Genomic DNA, 16,036 nt, shown 5'->3' on the forward strand with positions numbered 1-16,036 from the left:
CACGCTGCGCTGCGGCATGCCGCGAGCGGGCGATGCGACAATGGGCCATGGACATCGCATTGAACGGGGAGCCGCGCACCCTTCCGCCCGGCACGACGGTGGCGGGGCTGCTGCAGGCCGAGGGCCTGGCCGGGCGCCGGGTCGCGGTCGAGGTCGACGGCGACATCGTTCCGCGTGGCGCGCACGAGGCACGGGTGCTGGAGCCCGGCAACCGGGTCGAGATCGTGCACGCGCTCGGCGGCGGCTAGCCGACGGGAAATTCCGCGGCGCGATCGCGCCCTGGTCACACCCGCCGGCGCGAAAGCTCCAGGCCGGGGCACGTTCCGACGCGCAGCAGCCCGACTGCGGCCTGCAGTCATGATGGCGCGGCGCCGGGGCGTCGCTCGCATGGCCGCAACACCCGTTCGTGCCCTCGCATGCCGTCACCCGGACGGATCCGCAGGCAAAGCATGCACGGGCGGTTCCGGCCACGGCGCCACCGGTCCATAATCGCGCGATGGAAAACACCCCCGCACATGATCCGCTGGTCATCGCCGGCCGGACCTACCACTCGCGCCTGCTGACCGGCACCGGCAAGTTCAAGGACCTCGACGAGACCCGTCGCGCCACCGAAGCCGCGGCCGCGGAGATCGTCACCCTGGCGATACGCCGGACCAACATCGGCCAGAACCCCGGCGAGCCCAACCTGCTCGACGTCCTGCCGCCGGACCGCTACACCATCCTGCCCAACACCGCCGGCTGCTACACCGCCGAAGAAGCGGTGCGCACCTGCCGGCTGGCGCGCGAACTGCTCGACGGCCATACGCTGGTCAAGCTCGAGGTGCTCGGCGACCAGCGCACGCTGTACCCGGACGTGGTGCAGACGCTCAAGGCCGCCGAGCTGCTCGTTGCCGACGGTTTCGACGTCATGGTCTACACCAGCGACGACCCGATCCTGGCCCGGCAGCTCGAGCAGATCGGCTGCTGCGCGGTGATGCCGCTGGCCGCGCCCATTGGCTCTGGCCTGGGCATCCAGAACCGCTACACGCTGCTGGAGATCATCGAGAACGCCAAGGTGCCGATCATCGTCGACGCCGGCGTGGGCACCGCCTCCGATGCGGCGATCGCGATGGAACTGGGCTGCGACGGCGTGCTGATGAACACCGCCATCGCCGGCGCGCGCGACCCGGTGCTGATGGCCGGCGCCATGCGCAAGGCGGTCGAGGCCGGGCGCGACGCGTTCCTTGCCGGCCGTATCCCGCGCAAGCGCTACGCCAGCGCATCCTCGCCGGTCGACGGCTTGATCGGCTGACATGACCGACCCCTTCAGCAGCGACGGCGCCAAGGCCCCGCCCAAGCCCTACACCCCCGGCGACGGCCGCCGCGAGATCCGCAGTTTCGTGCTTCGCCAGGGCCGCTTCACCCCTGCCCAGCAGCGCGCGTTCGAAGACCGCTGGCCGCGCTTCGGCCTCGACTACACCGGCACGCCGCGCGACCTGGATGCGGTATTCGGTCGCACAGCGCCGAAGGTGCTGGAAATTGGTTTTGGCAACGGCGAGGCGCTGCGTTTCGCCGCGCGCCAGGACCCGTCGCGCGACTACATCGGCCTGGAAGTACATGCCCCGGGCGTCGGCCGCCTGCTCAACGCACTGGCCGACGACGACAGCGGGCACGTCCGCCTCTACCACCACGATGCGGTCGAGGTGCTGCAGAACGAGATCGCCGACGGTTCGCTCGACGAGGTCCGGATCTACTTCCCCGACCCGTGGCACAAGAAGCGCCACAACAAGCGCCGCCTGGTCCAGCCGGAGTTCGCCGCGCTGTTGGTGCGCAAGCTGCGTCCCGGCGGCCGCTTGCATGCAGCCACCGACTGGCGCGACTACGCCGAGCAGATGTGGGACGTGCTCGACGCCACCCCGGGGCTGGCCAACCGTGCCGGCCCGCGCGGCCACGTGCCGCGTCCGGACTGGCGGCCGGAAACCCACTTCCAGCGACGCGGCGAGAAACTCGGCCACGGCGTGTGGGACCTGCTGTACGACCGCATCGAACGTGACCGGATCGAGGATCACGCCGGCGCGCCGGCGCTAGACTCGCCAGCACGATGACCACCGCGCCGCCCGAACTCCGACCAGGCTCGACCGCACCCGCCGGCCGCGCGTACCGCACCGCCACCGCTTCGCCCTAAGGACACCGGCGCGCAATGGAATCCGGCCTGACCCTGACCAACGACATGCGCCTGGTGCTCGGGCTGGTCGGGTTCACGATGGCCATGTTCCTGTTCGAGCGCATCCGCGCCGACCTGGTCGCGCTGGTGGTGCTGGTCATCCTGGGCATCACCGGCCTGATCCCGCCGGAGGAGATCTTCAGCGGCTTCTCCGGCAACGCGGTGATGAGCATCATGGCCACCATGATCCTGGGCGCCGGGCTCGATCGCACCGGCGCGCTCAACCGGCTGGCCGGCTGGCTGCTGCGGCGCGGCCATGGCAAGGAACAGCGGCTGCTGACCCTGACCACGCTGATCGCGGGCCTCAATTCGTCCTTCATGCAGAACCCGTCGGTCATGGCGCTGTACCTGCCGGTGGCCGCGCGGCTGTCCTCGCGCAGCGGCCTGGCGATGTCGCGGCTGCTGCTGCCACTGGCGGCGGCCATCGTCATGGGCGCGGCCCTGACCATGGTCGGCAACTCGCCGCTGATCCTGCTCAACGACCTGCTGGTCTCGGCCAACAACAACCTGCCCTCGGGCATGGCCACGCTCGAGCAGCTGCCGATGTTCGCGCCCGCGCCGGTGGGCGTGGTCCTGCTCGCCGCATCGCTGCTGTACTTCCGCTTCTACGGCAACCGCAAGCTGGCCGAACTGGAGGATGGCGGCGGCGAGAACGTCACCCCGGCGCGCACCGAAAGCTACTTCGCCCGCACCTACGGCATCGAGGGCGACGTGTTCGAGCTGGTGGTCAGCGCCGAGAGCCCGCTGGTGGGCATGTCGGTGGCCGAGGCCGAGTCGATGCACGATGCGCCGCTGCTGCTGGCGCTGAAATCCGGCAACGACACGCGCCTGGCACCGCCGGCGGACATGCGCATCTGGGTCGGCAGCGTGCTGGGCGTGATGGGCCCGCGCCAGCAGGTCCACGATTTCGCCCAGAACCACTTCCTGCGCATGTCCTCGCGCCTGCGCAACCTGGGCGACCTGTTCAATCCGGCGCGCGCGGGCATTTCCGAGGCGGTGGTGCCGCCGACCTCGCGCTTCATCGGCAAGAGCGCGCGCGAGCTGCGCCTGCGCCAGCAGGCCGGGATCAGCCTGCTGGCGATCAACCGCGACAAGCAGGTGATCCGCGACGACGTGCGCTCGACCACGTTGCGCGCCGGCGACATGCTGGTGTTCCACAGCATCTGGCAGGACCTGGCGCGCGCGGCGGAAAGCCGCGACTTCGCCGTGGTCACCGACTACCCCAAGGGCGAGCAGCGCCCGCACAAGTTCAAGCTGGCCATGGGGATCTTCGCGATCACCATCGTCATCGCGCTGACCGGGAAGCTGCCGGTGGCGCTGACCCTGATGACCGGCGTGGCCGGCATGCTGCTGGCGGGCGTCCTGAAGATGGACGAGGCCTACGCGGCGATCAACTGGAAGACGGTGTTCCTCACCGCCGGCCTGATCCCGCTGGGCTGGGCGATGGACAGCAGCGGCGCGGCCGCCTGGGTCGCCGGCCACACCCTGGACAAGTTGCCCGACGGCATGCCGCCCTGGGCGCTGCAGATCGTGCTGGCGATATTGACCACCGCGTTCTCGCTGGTGATCAGCCATGTCGGCGCGACCATCGTGATGGTCCCCATCGCGATCAACCTGGCCCTGGCGGTGGGCGGCAATCCCACCGCGTTCGCCCTGATCGCCGCGCTGTCGGCCTCCAACAACCTGATGACCGCGTCCAATCCGGTGATGTCGATGATCACCGGCCCGGCCAACTATTCGGCACGGGAACTGTGGCGCGTCGGCGCGCCGCTGTCGCTGATCTATACCGTGGTCGCGGTGACCGTGGTCAACCTGATGTTCTGGGGCGCGCGTTGAACGCCACCACCTGATCAGGCGTCCGCGGCACCCACAAGCCAGACCTGGCCCTCGCGCACCTCCACCGCCACAGCGCGCAATGCATCGCCGCGGCAGGGCCCCGCCACGCACTGGCCGCCTTCGAGCTCGAACGATGCGCCGTGCGCGGCACAGACCAGCAGTCCCTCGCGACTCTTCAGGAACTGGCCGGGCGCCCAGTCCAGGCGGCGGCCGGCATGTGGGCACACATTCAGCCAGGCGCGGACGACATCACCCTGGCGATGGATGACCAGGGACTCGGAATCGTCGCCCAGCCTCGCTTCGGCCTCGACCAGCGCCCCATCGGCCAGCCCGTCAAGACTGAGCAGTGGTTCGGAATTTAACGAACCCATCACAACCTCGCCGACGCACACGCCGATACTTCGCACTGGCCGTCATTCTGGCACGTGAAATCGCATGCACGCCCGTTCTTTCCGCTTCGACTCCGCCCACCTCAACGCGTTCTTCTCCCCGCGCAAGCCGCGCACGCCGCTGCTGCGCGCCGTGCTGGGCGTGGTCGGCCTGGCACTGCTTGCAATGCTGGTGTTCTTCGGCCTGTTCGTCGGCGCGGCGATGCTTGCCGTCGGACTGGCCTGGCGACTGCTGCGCCGTAGCCCGGCGCGCCCGGCCTCCCCGACCCAGGTCGTCGATGCGGAGTACCGCGTCGTGCGCAAGTCCGAGCTGCCCGCGCCGCGCTGACCGCCGCGCCGCGCCGCGTAGACTGCAAGGCCCCAACAAGCCGGGCCGAACCGTGACAGACGCGCACCCCACCGACCTGCACCCCACCGACGTGATCCGTGCCCCCGCCGTACCGCGGGTCCCGGTGCGTGGGGGCGGCAATTTTCCCGTGCGGCGCATCTATTGCGTCGGCCGCAACTTCGCCGACCACGCCCGCGAGATGGGCGCCACCGCACCGGCATCGAAGGCCGAACGCGGCGTGCCGGTGTTCTTCATGAAGCCGGCCGATGCCATCGTCATCGACGAGGTCGTGCCCTATCCCAGCGGCACTTCCGACCTGCACCACGAAGTCGAACTGGTGGTGGCGATCGGCCGCGACGCGCCTGCCGGCGTGCTGCCGCTGGAGCAGGCACCGGCGCTGGTGTTCGGCTACACCGTCGGCCTGGACCTGACCCGGCGCGACCTGCAGGCCGCGGCCAAGGCCAAGGGCCTGCCCTGGGATACGGCCAAGGGTTTCGATCATTCGGCGCCCATCGGCCCACTGGTCCCCGCCGCCGAGGCCGGCGACATCGACACGCGCTCGCTGTGGCTGCGCGTGAACGGCGAACTGCGCCAACAGGCGCCACTGACGGACCTGATCTGGGATGTTGCGGACATCCTGCACGAACTGTCGAAACTCTATGCGCTGCGCGCAGGCGACCTGGTGTTCATGGGCACGCCGGCCGGCGTGGCCGCGTTGCAGCCGGGCGACGGTTTCGAGGCATCGCTGGATGGCATCGCCACGCTGCGTGGCAGGATCGACTGAACCACCGGCGACCGTGGCCGGGTTAGGCTTAGGACCGCACCCGCGCCGGGTGCCGCACACCAGGAGACAGGCATGGGCATGTTGAGCGAGTTCAAGGAATTTGCCATGCGCGGCAACGTGATCGACCTCGCCGTGGGCGTGGTCATCGGCGCCGCGTTCGGCAAGATCGTCACCGCGCTGGTGGAGAAGGTGATCATGCCTCCGATCGGCCTGCTGCTGGGCGGGGTCGACTTCTCCAAATGGGTGTGGGTGCTGAAGGAAGCCAGCGTGGACGCCGCGGGCAACGTGGTGCCGGCGGTGGGCATCGGCGTCGGCGAATTCCTCAACGCGATCGTCCAGTTCATCATCGTGGCCTTCGCCATCTTCATGGTGGTCAAGGCGATCAACCGCATCTCGCGCCGCGAAGCCCCGCCACCGCCGGGCCCGACCGACGAGGTGCTGCTGCTGCGCGAGATCCGCGACTCGCTCAAGCGCTGAGCCGGGGCCTGCCGCTCCCGTGACCATGCGCACGGGAGCGCGCCGCCACTGTTTGCTAGGCTCGACGGATTGTCTCCTGGAGTCCGTATGCGCCCTGCCCTGCGTGCCGCCGCCCCGCTGGCCCTTGCCCTGTTCTTCGTCGGTTCCGCGAACGCCGCCAGCGAAACCCGCATTCCCGCCAGGGCACTGGAGCAGGCCGCGCAGCTGCGCGAGCGCGCCCTGGCCGACGACACCGGCTGGAAGGTCACCGAGTCGCTGACCACGGAAGTCGGACCGCGCCTGGCCGGCAGCGAAGCGGACGCGCGCGCGGTGGAATGGGCCAAGGCCAAGTTCCGCGAGCTGGGCTTCGACAAGGTCTGGACCGAGCCGGTGACCTTCCCGAAGTGGGAGCGCCGCAGCGAGAGCGCAGCGGTGCTGGGTCCGCATGCACAGCCGCTGGCGATCACCGCCCTGGGCGGAAGCCCCGGCGGCACCGTCGAGGGCGAGGTCGTGCACTTCGCCGACCTGGCCGCGCTGGAAGCGGCGGCCGAGGGTTCGCTGGTCGGCAGGATCGCGTTCGTGGATTACCAGATGCCGGCGTCGCGCGATGGCAGCGGCTACGGCAAGGGCAGCGCGGTGCGCTCCAGGGGTCCGTCGGCGGCGATCCGCAAGGGCGCCAGCGGTTTCCTGATGCGCTCGGCCGGCACCGACAACCACCGCGTGCCGCACACCGGCATCACCCGTTATGACGCGGGACTGACGCCGGTGCCGTCGGCCGCGCTGAGCATTCCCGATGCCGACCAGCTCGCGCGCCTGGCCGCGCGCGGCCCGGTCAAGGTCCGCCTGGCGATCGACGCGGGCTGGGACGGCGAATACACCTCGCAGAATGTCATCGGCGAAATGACCGGGCGCGGCAAGCCGAAGGAAGTCGTACTGATCGGCGGCCACCTGGATTCCTGGGACCTGGGTACCGGTGCGATCGACGACGCGGCCGGCATCGGCATCACCATGGCCGCGGCGAAGCTCATCGCGCAGATGCCCAGGCGCCCGGCGCGCAGCATCCGCGTGGTCGCCTTCGCCAACGAGGAACAAGGCCTGCATGGCGGCAAGGCGTACGCGGCGGCGCATGCGGCCGACGCTGCCCGCCACCAGCTTGCCGCCGAGAGCGACTTCGGCGCGGGTCGCATCTACGCCTTCAACACCGGCGCACCGGAACATGCGCGCGCGGCGACGCAGCAGATCGCCGAAGCGCTGGCGCCGCTGGGCATCGAGTACGCACCCGGCAAGGGCGGCGCTGGCCCCGACATCGGCCCGCTTTCGGCCAAGGGCACGACGTGGGCCTGGCTGGCGCAAGACGGCAGCGACTACTTCGACCTGCACCACACCGCCGACGACACCCTCGACAAGATCGATCCGGCGGCACTGGCGCAGAACGTAGCCGCCTATGCAGTGTTCGCGTATCTCGCCGCCGAAGCCGAGGGCGATTTCGGCAGCACAGTGAAGGCGGAGACGAAGGCGCCCTGACCCGGAACGCGCGCAGGTCGCATATGCCACCTGCGCCGCCTTGGTATTCCAGACACGCGGCACGCCTGCGGTTTAACCTCCGGGGCCTGTCCTGGAGGGGATACCGGAATGCCTGGAAGCCGTGCTCTCGTGCTGATCGTCGCCATGCTGGCTTTCGCTCCGCGGGGCGAAGCGGCAACCGCCGCGCCACTGCAGCTGCAGTCACCCGGGGGCCAGGCCACAGTCGCGCTGTCGCTGGATGGCGAAGGCCAGGCCTTGTACTCGGTGGAGTGGAACGGCACGCAGGTGCTGCTGCCCTCGCCGCTGGGCCTGCAGCTCGGACCGGATGACCGCCTCGATCGCGGGCTGCGCGTCGTCGACGTGCGCCACGGCAGCCACGACAGCACCTACGCGCTGGTCGCCGGCAAGGCCAGCCAGGTGCGCGACCATTACCGGCAGATGGAAGTGGACCTGGCCGACGCCGGCGGCCGCAGGCTGGGCGTGATCCTGCGTGCCTACGACGATGGCATCGCGCTTCGCTACCGCGTGCCGTTGCCGGCCAAGGGCGACCTGGTGGTGAAGGAAGACCTGACCGGTTTCCTGTTTCCGCGCGACTACGCGTGCTGGATGCTCAACCTCGGCACCTTCGGCACCAGCCACGAAGGCGAGTACGACCGGTTCGCCGCCGCCAAGCTGCGGCCGATGCATCTGATCGAACTGCCGCTGGTCTGCCGGACCGGCGACGGCGAAGCCAGCTTCGCCATCGCCGAAGCGGACCTGGACCGTTTCGCCGGCCTGTACCTCAGCGGCCGCGGCGATGGACGCCTGGGCGTGGAAGCGCGCCTGTCTCCGCGCCTGGACGAGCGCAGCATCGCGGTGCGCCTGCCGCGCGCGCAGGTCGCCCCCGAAGGCCACCTGACCCCCTGGCGCGTGCTGATGCTCGGCGACAGTCCCGGTGCGCTCGTCGAATCCAACCTCGTCTCCAGCCTCAATCCGCCCACGCCGATCAAGGACACCTCCTGGATCCGCCCGGGCAAGACCGCCTGGGACTGGTGGTCCGGCGGCCTCGCCCCGGATGTACCCGACCCCGGCATGAACACCGCGACCATCAAGCGTTACATCGACCACGCCGCGGCGCTGAAGCTGGAGTACATGCTGATCGACGACGGCTGGTACGTGGGCAGCCTCGGCAACGGCGCCTACAACCCGGACGCCGACATCCTGCGCCCGGTTCCGCAGCTGGACCTGCCCGCGCTGGTCGCCTATGCGCGCGAACGCGGTGTCGGCATCTGGCTGTGGGCGCACTGGAAGTCGCTGGAGCCGCGCATGGATGCGGTGTTCGCGGCCTACCGCGACATGGGCATCCAGGGCGTCAAGGTCGACTTCATGGACCGCGACGACCAGGAGATGGTCGAGTTCTTCCACCGCATGATGGCCAGCGCCGCCGAACACCGGCTGATGCTCGACCTGCATGGCGCCTACCGCCCGACCGGCCTCAACCGCACCTGGCCGAACTTCCTCACCCAGGAGGGCGTGCTCGGCGCGGAATACAACAAGTGGAGCCGGCGCATCACGCCCACGCACAACGTGACCCTGCCGTTCACCCGCATGCTGCTGGGTCCGATGGACTACACCCCGGGCGGTTTCCGCAACGTCGCCCCGGCGCAATTCCAGAAGTCGTTCGTCGGCCCGCAGGTCATGGGCACGCGCGCGCACCAGCTGGCGATGTTCGTGGTCTACGAAAGCGCGCTGCAGATGGTGGCCGACAGCCCTGACGTATACGTGGGCGAAGCTGGCGGCCTGGCGCCCGGTGCAGACTTCCTGTCGATCGTGCCGGCGACCTGGGACGAGACGCGCGTGCTGGCCGGGGAGATCGGCGAGTACATCGTGGTGGCAAGGCGCAGTGGCCGTGACTGGTACATCGGCGCGATGACCAATGAGTCCCCGCGCACGCTCGAAGTGCCGCTGGACTTCCTGCCTGCCGCCGACTACCAGGCCACGCTGTGGCGCGACGGCGCCGCGGCGACCGACGTGCGGCGCGAGGAGCGACGCATCGATGCGGCCAACCGCACGCTGAAGTTGGAGCTGTCCGGCGGCGGCGGCGCGGCGGTGCATCTGGTGCCACCCGCGCCGCGGATCGCCGGCAGCGCACGCTGAGGTTTCACTGGCCGCCCCGCGGGACTGCAGCGGATTGCAGGCGAGTGCCCGACCGCGATCGCAACCTCGCGGCGGCCAGTACCTCGCGCATGCGCAAGCGGTCCGGGTGGCGGCCACGCCGGCGCCCGCACGCAACGGCCTAGATAGAACGGGCCGCCCACCGTGACAGGAACACCGCCGTGGCGGCGGCCACGTTGAGGCTCTCCACCGCTCCGGTGCCGGGGATCGACAGGCGCAACTCGCAGGCGGCGGCCAGTGCGGGATCCATGCCTTCGCCCTCGGCCCCCATCACGTAGACCAGCCGCTGCGGAAGGCGCGCGCCGAACAGGTCGTCGCCCCCGCGCACCAGGGTGGCCGCCATCGCGAATCCGGCCGCACGCAGTGGCGCGAAGGCCGCAGCGGCATCGGGCAACCGCACCAGGGTGACCGCCTCGGCGCCGCCTTCGGCCACGCGCGCGGCCGCGCCTGAAAGCGCCAGCGGCGAGCGCGCCGGCAGCAATACCGCCGCCCCGAAATGCGCGGCCGAACGCAGGATCGCGCCGAAGTTGTGCGGATTGCCGACGCCGTCCAGCCAGATCGCCAGTGCCGGCGCACCGGGCGCCAGGCCGCGCAACCAGGCCTCCAGCGGCAATGGCTCGATCCGCTGCACGTCGGCGACCACGCCCTCGTGGTGCGAGCTGGCCGCGAGGCGGTCGAGGTCTTCCTCCTCCACCACGCGGTAGCCGACCCGGTGCTTCACGCACCAGGCCAGCAAAGGCTTGAGCGCGTGGATGCGCGACTGCGCCAGATAGACCTTGCGGATCGCCTCGGGCCGGCGGTCGAACACTGCCTGCACCGCGTTGAGTCCGTAGAGCCGGAGCTCCTCGCGGCGCGTCGCATGTCCGCTGCCGCCGCGCTCGTGCGCACCGTGCGCCGGTTCGCCCGCTCCTGCCGTCGCATGCACCGGCGCATCGCGCGTCGGCGCAGGCACAGCTGCGGCCGATAGCCGCGGGTTCGACGACGGCCCGGCACGATCGTCCGGCCCACGCGGTCCGCGCGGCGGCGCAGGCCGGCGCGGCGGACGGTTGTCCCAGGGGCCGGCCATGTCAGCCGCGCCTGTTCCAGAAGCCGGCGTTGCGGATGCCCAGCGCCTCCGGATCGAAGGTCGGGTCCAGGCCCATCTTCTTCTGCCGCTCGTAGTCGCGCAGCGCCAGCAAAGCCGGCTTCTGCAGGATCAGGATGGCGACGATGTTCAGCCACGCCATCAGGCCCACGCCGATGTCGCCCAGGGTCCAGGCCATGGCCGCGTTGTGGTACGCGCCGAACACCACCATGCCCACGATGCCCAGCCGCAGCAGCAGCGTGGCCAGCGGGTGGGTCTTCTTCACGCCGGCCAGGTAGGTGAGGTTGGTTTCGGCCATGTAGTAATAGGCCATGATCGTGGTGAAGGCGAAGAAGAACAGCGCCAGCGCCACGAAGCCCGCGCCCCAGCCGGGCAGCACCGATTCCACGGCCGCCTGGGTGAACTGCGCGCCTTCCGAAGGCTGCACGCCCGGCACGCCGCTGAAGATCTCCACCAGGGTTTCCTTGCCGTCCTGGGTGACCGTCTTGAAGGTGTTGTACATGCCGGTGGACAGCAGCAGGAACGCGGTCGAGGTGCACACCAGCATGGTGTCGAAGTAGATCGCGAACGCCTGCACGTAGCCCTGCTTGGCCGGGTGCGAGACCTCGGCGGCCGCGGCGGCGTGCGGGCCGGTGCCCTGGCCGGCTTCGTTGGCGTAGATGCCGCGCTTGACGCCCCAGGCCACCGCCTGCCCCACGATCGCGCCGAACGCGGCGTGCCCGCCGAACGCGCTGGAGAAGATGTCGGCGAACATCGCCGGCACCTTGTCGGCGTTGGCGACCATCACGATCACCGCCATCAGGATGAAGGCCAGGGCCATGAACGGGACCACGACCTCGGCGAAGGTGGCGATGCGCTTGATGCCGCCGAAAATGATGACCGCCAGCATCGCGGCCACGCCCAGGCCGATCCACAGCTTCATCGCGCCGGTCCCGCCGACCGCCGTGCAGCCGTCGATGCCGCACAGCACGTTGGTGGCGCTGTCGGCAATGGCATTGGCCTGCACGCCTGGCAGCAGCAGGCCCGCGGCGACCACGGTGGCGATGGCGAACGCCACCGCGTACCACTTCAGGCCCATGGCCTTCTCGATGTAGTAGGCCGGCCCGCCGCGGTAGCGCCCCTCGGCGTCCTTCTCCTTGTAGATCTGGGCCAGGGTGCACTCGATGTACGAAGTCGAGGCGCCGAGGAAGCCCATCACCCACATCCAGAACACCGCCCCCGGGCCGCCATAGGCGATCGCGGTGGCCACGCCGGCGATGTTGCCGATGCCCATGCGCCCGGCCATGGAGATGGCCAGGGCCTGGAACGAGGACACGCCAGCCTCGGACTTCTGCCCGGACACGGTGAGCCGGCACATCTCGGCGAAGCCGCGCACCTGCATGAAGCGGGTGCGGAACGAGAACCACAGGCCGGCGCCCAGGCACAGCGCGATCAGCGCGTTGCTCCAGATGATGCCGTTCAACCAGACAAAAAAGGCTTCCACGGGCATGGGTCTCCGGCCGTCGTGTCGCGGGAAAGGGAGGGTGGCGTGCAACGCCGCCCGGTGCCTGAAAGATACCCGCAACACGTGCCGGTGCGCAGTACCGCGTTGCCGCTCAGTGCGTCCAGAGTTGCGCGAACAGCCTCAGGTCGCGCAGGCCGTCCGGTTTGAGGATGGCGCCGCGGCGCACGCCTTCCTCCTGGAACCCGTTCTTCTCGAGCACGCGCGCCGAGGCCGGGTTGCTGTCCAGCACGTTCGCCTCGACCCGTTGCAGGCGCAGAATCGGAACGACCCAGTCCAGATAGGTGGCCACCACCTGCGTCATCAAGCCTTGGCCCCAATGCCGCCGGCCCAGCCAGTAGCCCAGCTCGGCGCCGTGGCTGCGTTCACCAAGCCCGGGACGCGCGGCGATGCTGCCGCAGGCCTCGCCATCGATCTCGATCGCCAGCACCGGATGGTCCAGGTCCACCACGCGACCGGCAAGGAAGGCCTCGCCGTCTTCGCGGGTATACGGGTGCGGGAACATGTCGCTCAGGCCACGCGGCACCTGCGGGTCATCGGCATGCCGGAGCAGTGCCTCAAGATCGTCCGCGTGCCAGGCACGCAGCACAAAGCTGTCGCCGGCCAAGCGCACACCGGCATACGGCCGCGATGCGCGCTCAGCCATGGCCACCTACCGGAGGCGTGTCCGCTTCGAGCTTTTCCAGTTCGTGCGCCAACGCCTCGGGCGAGCGCGTATACGGCGCCAGCAACGCGTAGAACGCCGGCACCACGTACAGCGACAGCAGGGTCGAGAAGGTCACGCCGAAGATGACCACGATGCCGATGGTGGCGCGGCTGGCCGAGCCCGGGCCGCCGGCGAGCACCAGCGGGACCGCACCCATGACCGTGGCGACCGAGGTCATCAGGATCGGCCGCAGCCGCACCTTGGCCGCTTCGGCGATGGCGCTGTGCACGCTCGCGCCTCCGTCGCGCAGCTGGTTGGCGAACTCCACGATCAGGATGCCGTTCTTCGCCGCCAGACCGATCAGCATGACGATGCCGATCTGGCTGAACAGGTTGAGCGAGCTGCCGGTCACCCACAGCCCGAGCAACGCGCCCAGCACCGCCAGCGGCACGGTCAGCATGATCACCAACGGATGCAGGAAGCTCTCGAACTGCGCGGCCAGCACCAGGTACACGATCAGCAGCGCCAGGGTGAAGGTCAGCACGATCGCGCCACCCGCCTCCTGGTACTCGCGCGACTCGCCCTTCCAGTCGACCTGGGCATAGTCCGGCAGTTCCTCGTCCACGACCTGCCGGGTCCACTCCAGCGCTTCGCCCATCGTGTAGCCAGGAGACAGCCCGGCACTGATGGTGATCGCGCGCAGGCGGTTGAAGCGGTTGAGGCTGCCCGGCTCGGCGATCTCCGACAGGGTGACCAGGTTGGACAGCGGCACCAGCGCTTCGCCGCGGCCGCGCACGTAGGTCTGGGCCAGGTCGGAAGGATCGACGCGCTTTTCGCGCCCGGCCTGCAGCATCACGTCGTATTCCTCGCCGTTGTCCACGTAGGTGGTCACCTGGCGCGAGCCCATCATCGTCTCCAGCGTGCGGCCGATCTCCTGCACCGGCACGCCCAGGTCGGCGGCGCGGTCGCGGTCGATCTCCACGCGCATCTGCGGACGCGTTTCCTTGTAGTCCGAATCCGGGTCCTGGATGCCGGGATTGGATTCCATCCGCTGCAGGATCCGGTCGCGCCACTGCGCCAGCTCGGCGTAGTCGGGACCGCCCAGCACCAGCTGGTAGCGCTGGCCGCGGCTGCCGACCAGGCCGCCGGGAACATTGGCGCGCACCTGCACGCCCGGCAGCTTGGCGAACTGGGCGCGCAGCGAATTGACCACCTCGTCGGTCGTGGCCTCGCGCTCGTGCCAGTCCTGCAGGAAGACGATCACCTGCCCGGTATGCATGTCCTCGCCACCGCCCCAGCCGCGCGGCACCCGCGAGTTGGCGCGCTGGATCGGCTGGTCGGCGCCGACCTTGGATAACACGATCTCCTCGACCTGCTGCATCTGGCCGACGGTGTAATCGAAGCCCGCGCCTTCGGGCCCATCGACCATCACGAAGAAGCGGCCCCGGTCCTCTGCCGGCGCCAGTTCGCTGGGCACGCGCAGCCCGAGGCCCACGATCGCCACCACGCACAGCCCCATCGCAACGAGGAGGACCACCAGCAGCCTCCGGCCGGGCACGGCGACCATGCGCGCGACCTGGCGGCCGTAACCCTCGCCGATCCGGTTGAGCGTGCGCTGGGTGAATGCATTGAGGCCGCGCGGCTTGCCGTGCGGGCGCACCAGCTTGGACGACATCATCGGGGTGAGCGTCAGCGCCACGAAGGCCGAGATCGCCACCGCCGCGGCCAGCGCCACCGAAAGCTCGCGGAACAGGCGCCCGGTATTACCCTCCATGAAACCGACCGGCAGGAACACCGCCACCAGCACCGCGGTGGTGGCGATCACCGCGAACGCGACCTGCTGGGTGCCACGACGCGCGGCGACCAGCGGCGGTTCGCCCAGGTCGGCGCGGCGCTGGATGTTCTCCAGCACCACGATCGCGTCGTCGACCACAAGACCAATACACAGCACCAGCGCCAGCAGGGTCAGCAGGTTGATCGAGAACCCGAACGCGTACAGCGCGATGAATGCCGCGACCAGGCACACCGGCACGGTCACCGCGGGAATCAGCGCGGCGCGCAGGCTGCCCAGGAACAGCCAGATCACCAAGAACACCAGCACCATCGCCTCGCCCAGCGTCCAGTACACGCGCTCGATCGAGGCTTCGATGAAGGTGGTGCTGTCGAAGGCGATGAAGATGTCGGTGCCTTCCGGCAGCGTCTGCTGGATCACCTCGGCCTCGGCGCGCGCGGCGCGGGCCACGTCCAGTGCGTTGGCGGTGGACGTGCGGACGATGCCCAGGCCCACGTTGGGCACGCCGTTGCTGCGCAGGTAGGAACGGCGTTCCTCCGCGCCCAGTTCGACCTTGGCCACGTCGCCCAGCCGGACCACGTAGCCGTCGGCGCCCTTGCGCAACGGCAGTTGCGCGAACTGCTGCGGCTGCCGGTAGCCGCGCTCCACGCGCAGGGTGAAATCGCGGGTTTCCGATTCGATGCGACCGGCCGGCAGTTCCACGTTCTGCGCACGCAGCGCGCTTTCCACGTCGCTGGTGGTGATGCCGCGCGCGGCCATCGCCTCGCGGTCCAGCCAGATCCGCATCGCGTAGCGCTGGCCGCCACCGAGCTGGACGCGGGCCACGCCATCCAGCGAGGACAGCCGGTCGACGACGTAGCGGTCGGCGTAATCGGTCAGCTCCATCGTGTCCATCACGGTGGAGCGCATGTTCAACCAGACGATGACCTCGGCGTCGGCCTCGACCTTGGAGATCTCCGGCGGATCGGCCTCGTCCGGCATCCGGTCCATCACCCGGCTGACGCGGTCGCGCACGTCGTTGGCCGCCGCCTCGATGTCGCGGCTGAGGTTGAATTCGATGGTGACGTCGGAACGGCCGTTGCGGCTGGACGACTGGATCGTCTTGATGCCCTCGATGCCGGCCAGGCCATCCTCGAGGATCTGGGTGATGCGGGTTTCCACCACCGCAGCCGACGCGCCGGGATAGTTCACCTCCACCGATACGATCGGCGGGTCGATGTTGGGCAGCTCGCGCAGGGTCAGGCGCAGGAACGACATCACCCCCAGCACCACCAGCAAGAGGCTGACCACCACCGCGAACACGGGGCGCTTGATCGACAGGTCCGACAGCTTCATCCGC

At 69.6% G+C, this 16,036-nt stretch carries 14 protein-coding genes; 9 read left to right on the forward strand and 5 right to left on the reverse strand.

The features are described 5' to 3' along the window. Positions 1-47 precede the first annotated feature (47 nt). The 4 genes from thiS (at position 48) to MNQ95_RS03550 (ending at position 4,039) form a co-directional block, all read left to right on the forward strand. Positions 48-248, forward strand: a complete 201-nt coding sequence (thiS, locus tag MNQ95_RS03535; protein WP_162409637.1) for a sulfur carrier protein ThiS — start codon at positions 48-50, stop codon at positions 246-248. 248 nt (positions 249-496) lie between these two features. Further along, the gene (locus MNQ95_RS03540; protein WP_241953826.1) at positions 497-1,291 is read left to right on the forward strand and encodes a thiazole synthase; all 795 of its coding nucleotides are present in this window, start codon (positions 497-499) and stop codon (positions 1,289-1,291) included. A gap of 1 nt (position 1,292) precedes the next feature. Further along, on the forward strand, positions 1,293-2,084 hold the full coding sequence (trmB, locus tag MNQ95_RS03545) for a tRNA (guanosine(46)-N7)-methyltransferase TrmB (protein WP_162409641.1): 792 nt from the start codon (positions 1,293-1,295) through the stop codon (positions 2,082-2,084). Between the two features lie 95 nt (positions 2,085-2,179). Then, a complete protein-coding gene (locus tag MNQ95_RS03550) occupies positions 2,180-4,039 on the forward strand; it encodes an SLC13 family permease (RefSeq protein ID WP_162409643.1) in 1,860 nt (619 codons plus the stop codon). Positions 4,040-4,053: 14 nt separating this feature from the next. Here the strand turns inward: MNQ95_RS03550 and MNQ95_RS03555 are convergent, their stop codons facing one another. Next, a complete protein-coding gene (locus tag MNQ95_RS03555; RefSeq protein ID WP_241954345.1) occupies positions 4,054-4,410 on the reverse strand; it encodes a Rieske (2Fe-2S) protein in 357 nt (118 codons plus the stop codon). Between the two features lie 64 nt (positions 4,411-4,474). Here MNQ95_RS03555 and MNQ95_RS03560 point away from each other — a divergent pair, with 64 nt between their 5' ends. The 5 genes from MNQ95_RS03560 (at position 4,475) to MNQ95_RS03580 (ending at position 9,656) form a co-directional block, all read left to right on the forward strand. Further along, on the forward strand, positions 4,475-4,756 hold the full coding sequence (locus tag MNQ95_RS03560; protein ID WP_241953827.1) for a hypothetical protein: 282 nt from the start codon (positions 4,475-4,477) through the stop codon (positions 4,754-4,756). 76 nt (positions 4,757-4,832) lie between these two features. Beyond that, positions 4,833-5,540, forward strand: coding sequence for a fumarylacetoacetate hydrolase family protein (locus tag MNQ95_RS03565; protein ID WP_241954346.1), 708 nt, complete (start codon positions 4,833-4,835; stop codon positions 5,538-5,540). Between the two features lie 72 nt (positions 5,541-5,612). Beyond that, positions 5,613-6,017 (forward strand): large-conductance mechanosensitive channel protein MscL, encoded by a 405-nt coding sequence (gene mscL / locus MNQ95_RS03570; protein ID WP_241953828.1) that lies wholly within the window; start codon positions 5,613-5,615, stop codon positions 6,015-6,017. 87 nt (positions 6,018-6,104) lie between these two features. Continuing rightward, positions 6,105-7,520 carry a M28 family peptidase gene (locus MNQ95_RS03575; protein WP_241953829.1) on the forward strand — a complete coding sequence of 472 codons (1,416 nt, stop codon included), beginning with the start codon at positions 6,105-6,107 and terminating at the stop codon, positions 7,518-7,520. A 108-nt stretch (positions 7,521-7,628) separates the two neighbouring features. After that, entirely contained in the window at positions 7,629-9,656 is a 2,028-nt protein-coding gene (locus MNQ95_RS03580) for a glycoside hydrolase family 97 protein (RefSeq protein ID WP_425605702.1), read from the forward strand. A 139-nt stretch (positions 9,657-9,795) separates the two neighbouring features. Here MNQ95_RS03580 and MNQ95_RS03585 read toward each other — a convergent pair whose 3' ends face one another. The 4 genes from MNQ95_RS03585 to MNQ95_RS03600 form a co-directional block, all read right to left on the reverse strand. Beyond that, on the reverse strand, positions 9,796-10,740 hold the full coding sequence (locus tag MNQ95_RS03585; RefSeq protein ID WP_162409657.1) for a TrmH family RNA methyltransferase: 945 nt from the start codon (positions 10,738-10,740) through the stop codon (positions 9,796-9,798). A gap of 1 nt (position 10,741) precedes the next feature. Further along, positions 10,742-12,247, reverse strand: coding sequence for an alanine/glycine:cation symporter family protein (locus MNQ95_RS03590; RefSeq protein WP_425605703.1), 1,506 nt, complete (start codon positions 12,245-12,247; stop codon positions 10,742-10,744). Positions 12,248-12,353: 106 nt separating this feature from the next. Continuing rightward, positions 12,354-12,905, reverse strand: a complete 552-nt coding sequence (locus MNQ95_RS03595) for a GNAT family N-acetyltransferase (protein WP_241953831.1) — start codon at positions 12,903-12,905, stop codon at positions 12,354-12,356. Continuing rightward, positions 12,898-16,032, reverse strand: a complete 3,135-nt coding sequence (locus MNQ95_RS03600) for an efflux RND transporter permease subunit (protein WP_241953832.1) — start codon at positions 16,030-16,032, stop codon at positions 12,898-12,900. Before MNQ95_RS03600 ends, MNQ95_RS03595 begins: the two co-directional genes overlap by 8 nt. Positions 16,033-16,036: the final 4 nt, after the last annotated feature.

Source organism: Pseudoxanthomonas daejeonensis (genome assembly GCF_022637495.1).
GTDB lineage: Bacteria > Pseudomonadota > Gammaproteobacteria > Xanthomonadales > Xanthomonadaceae > Pseudoxanthomonas > Pseudoxanthomonas daejeonensis.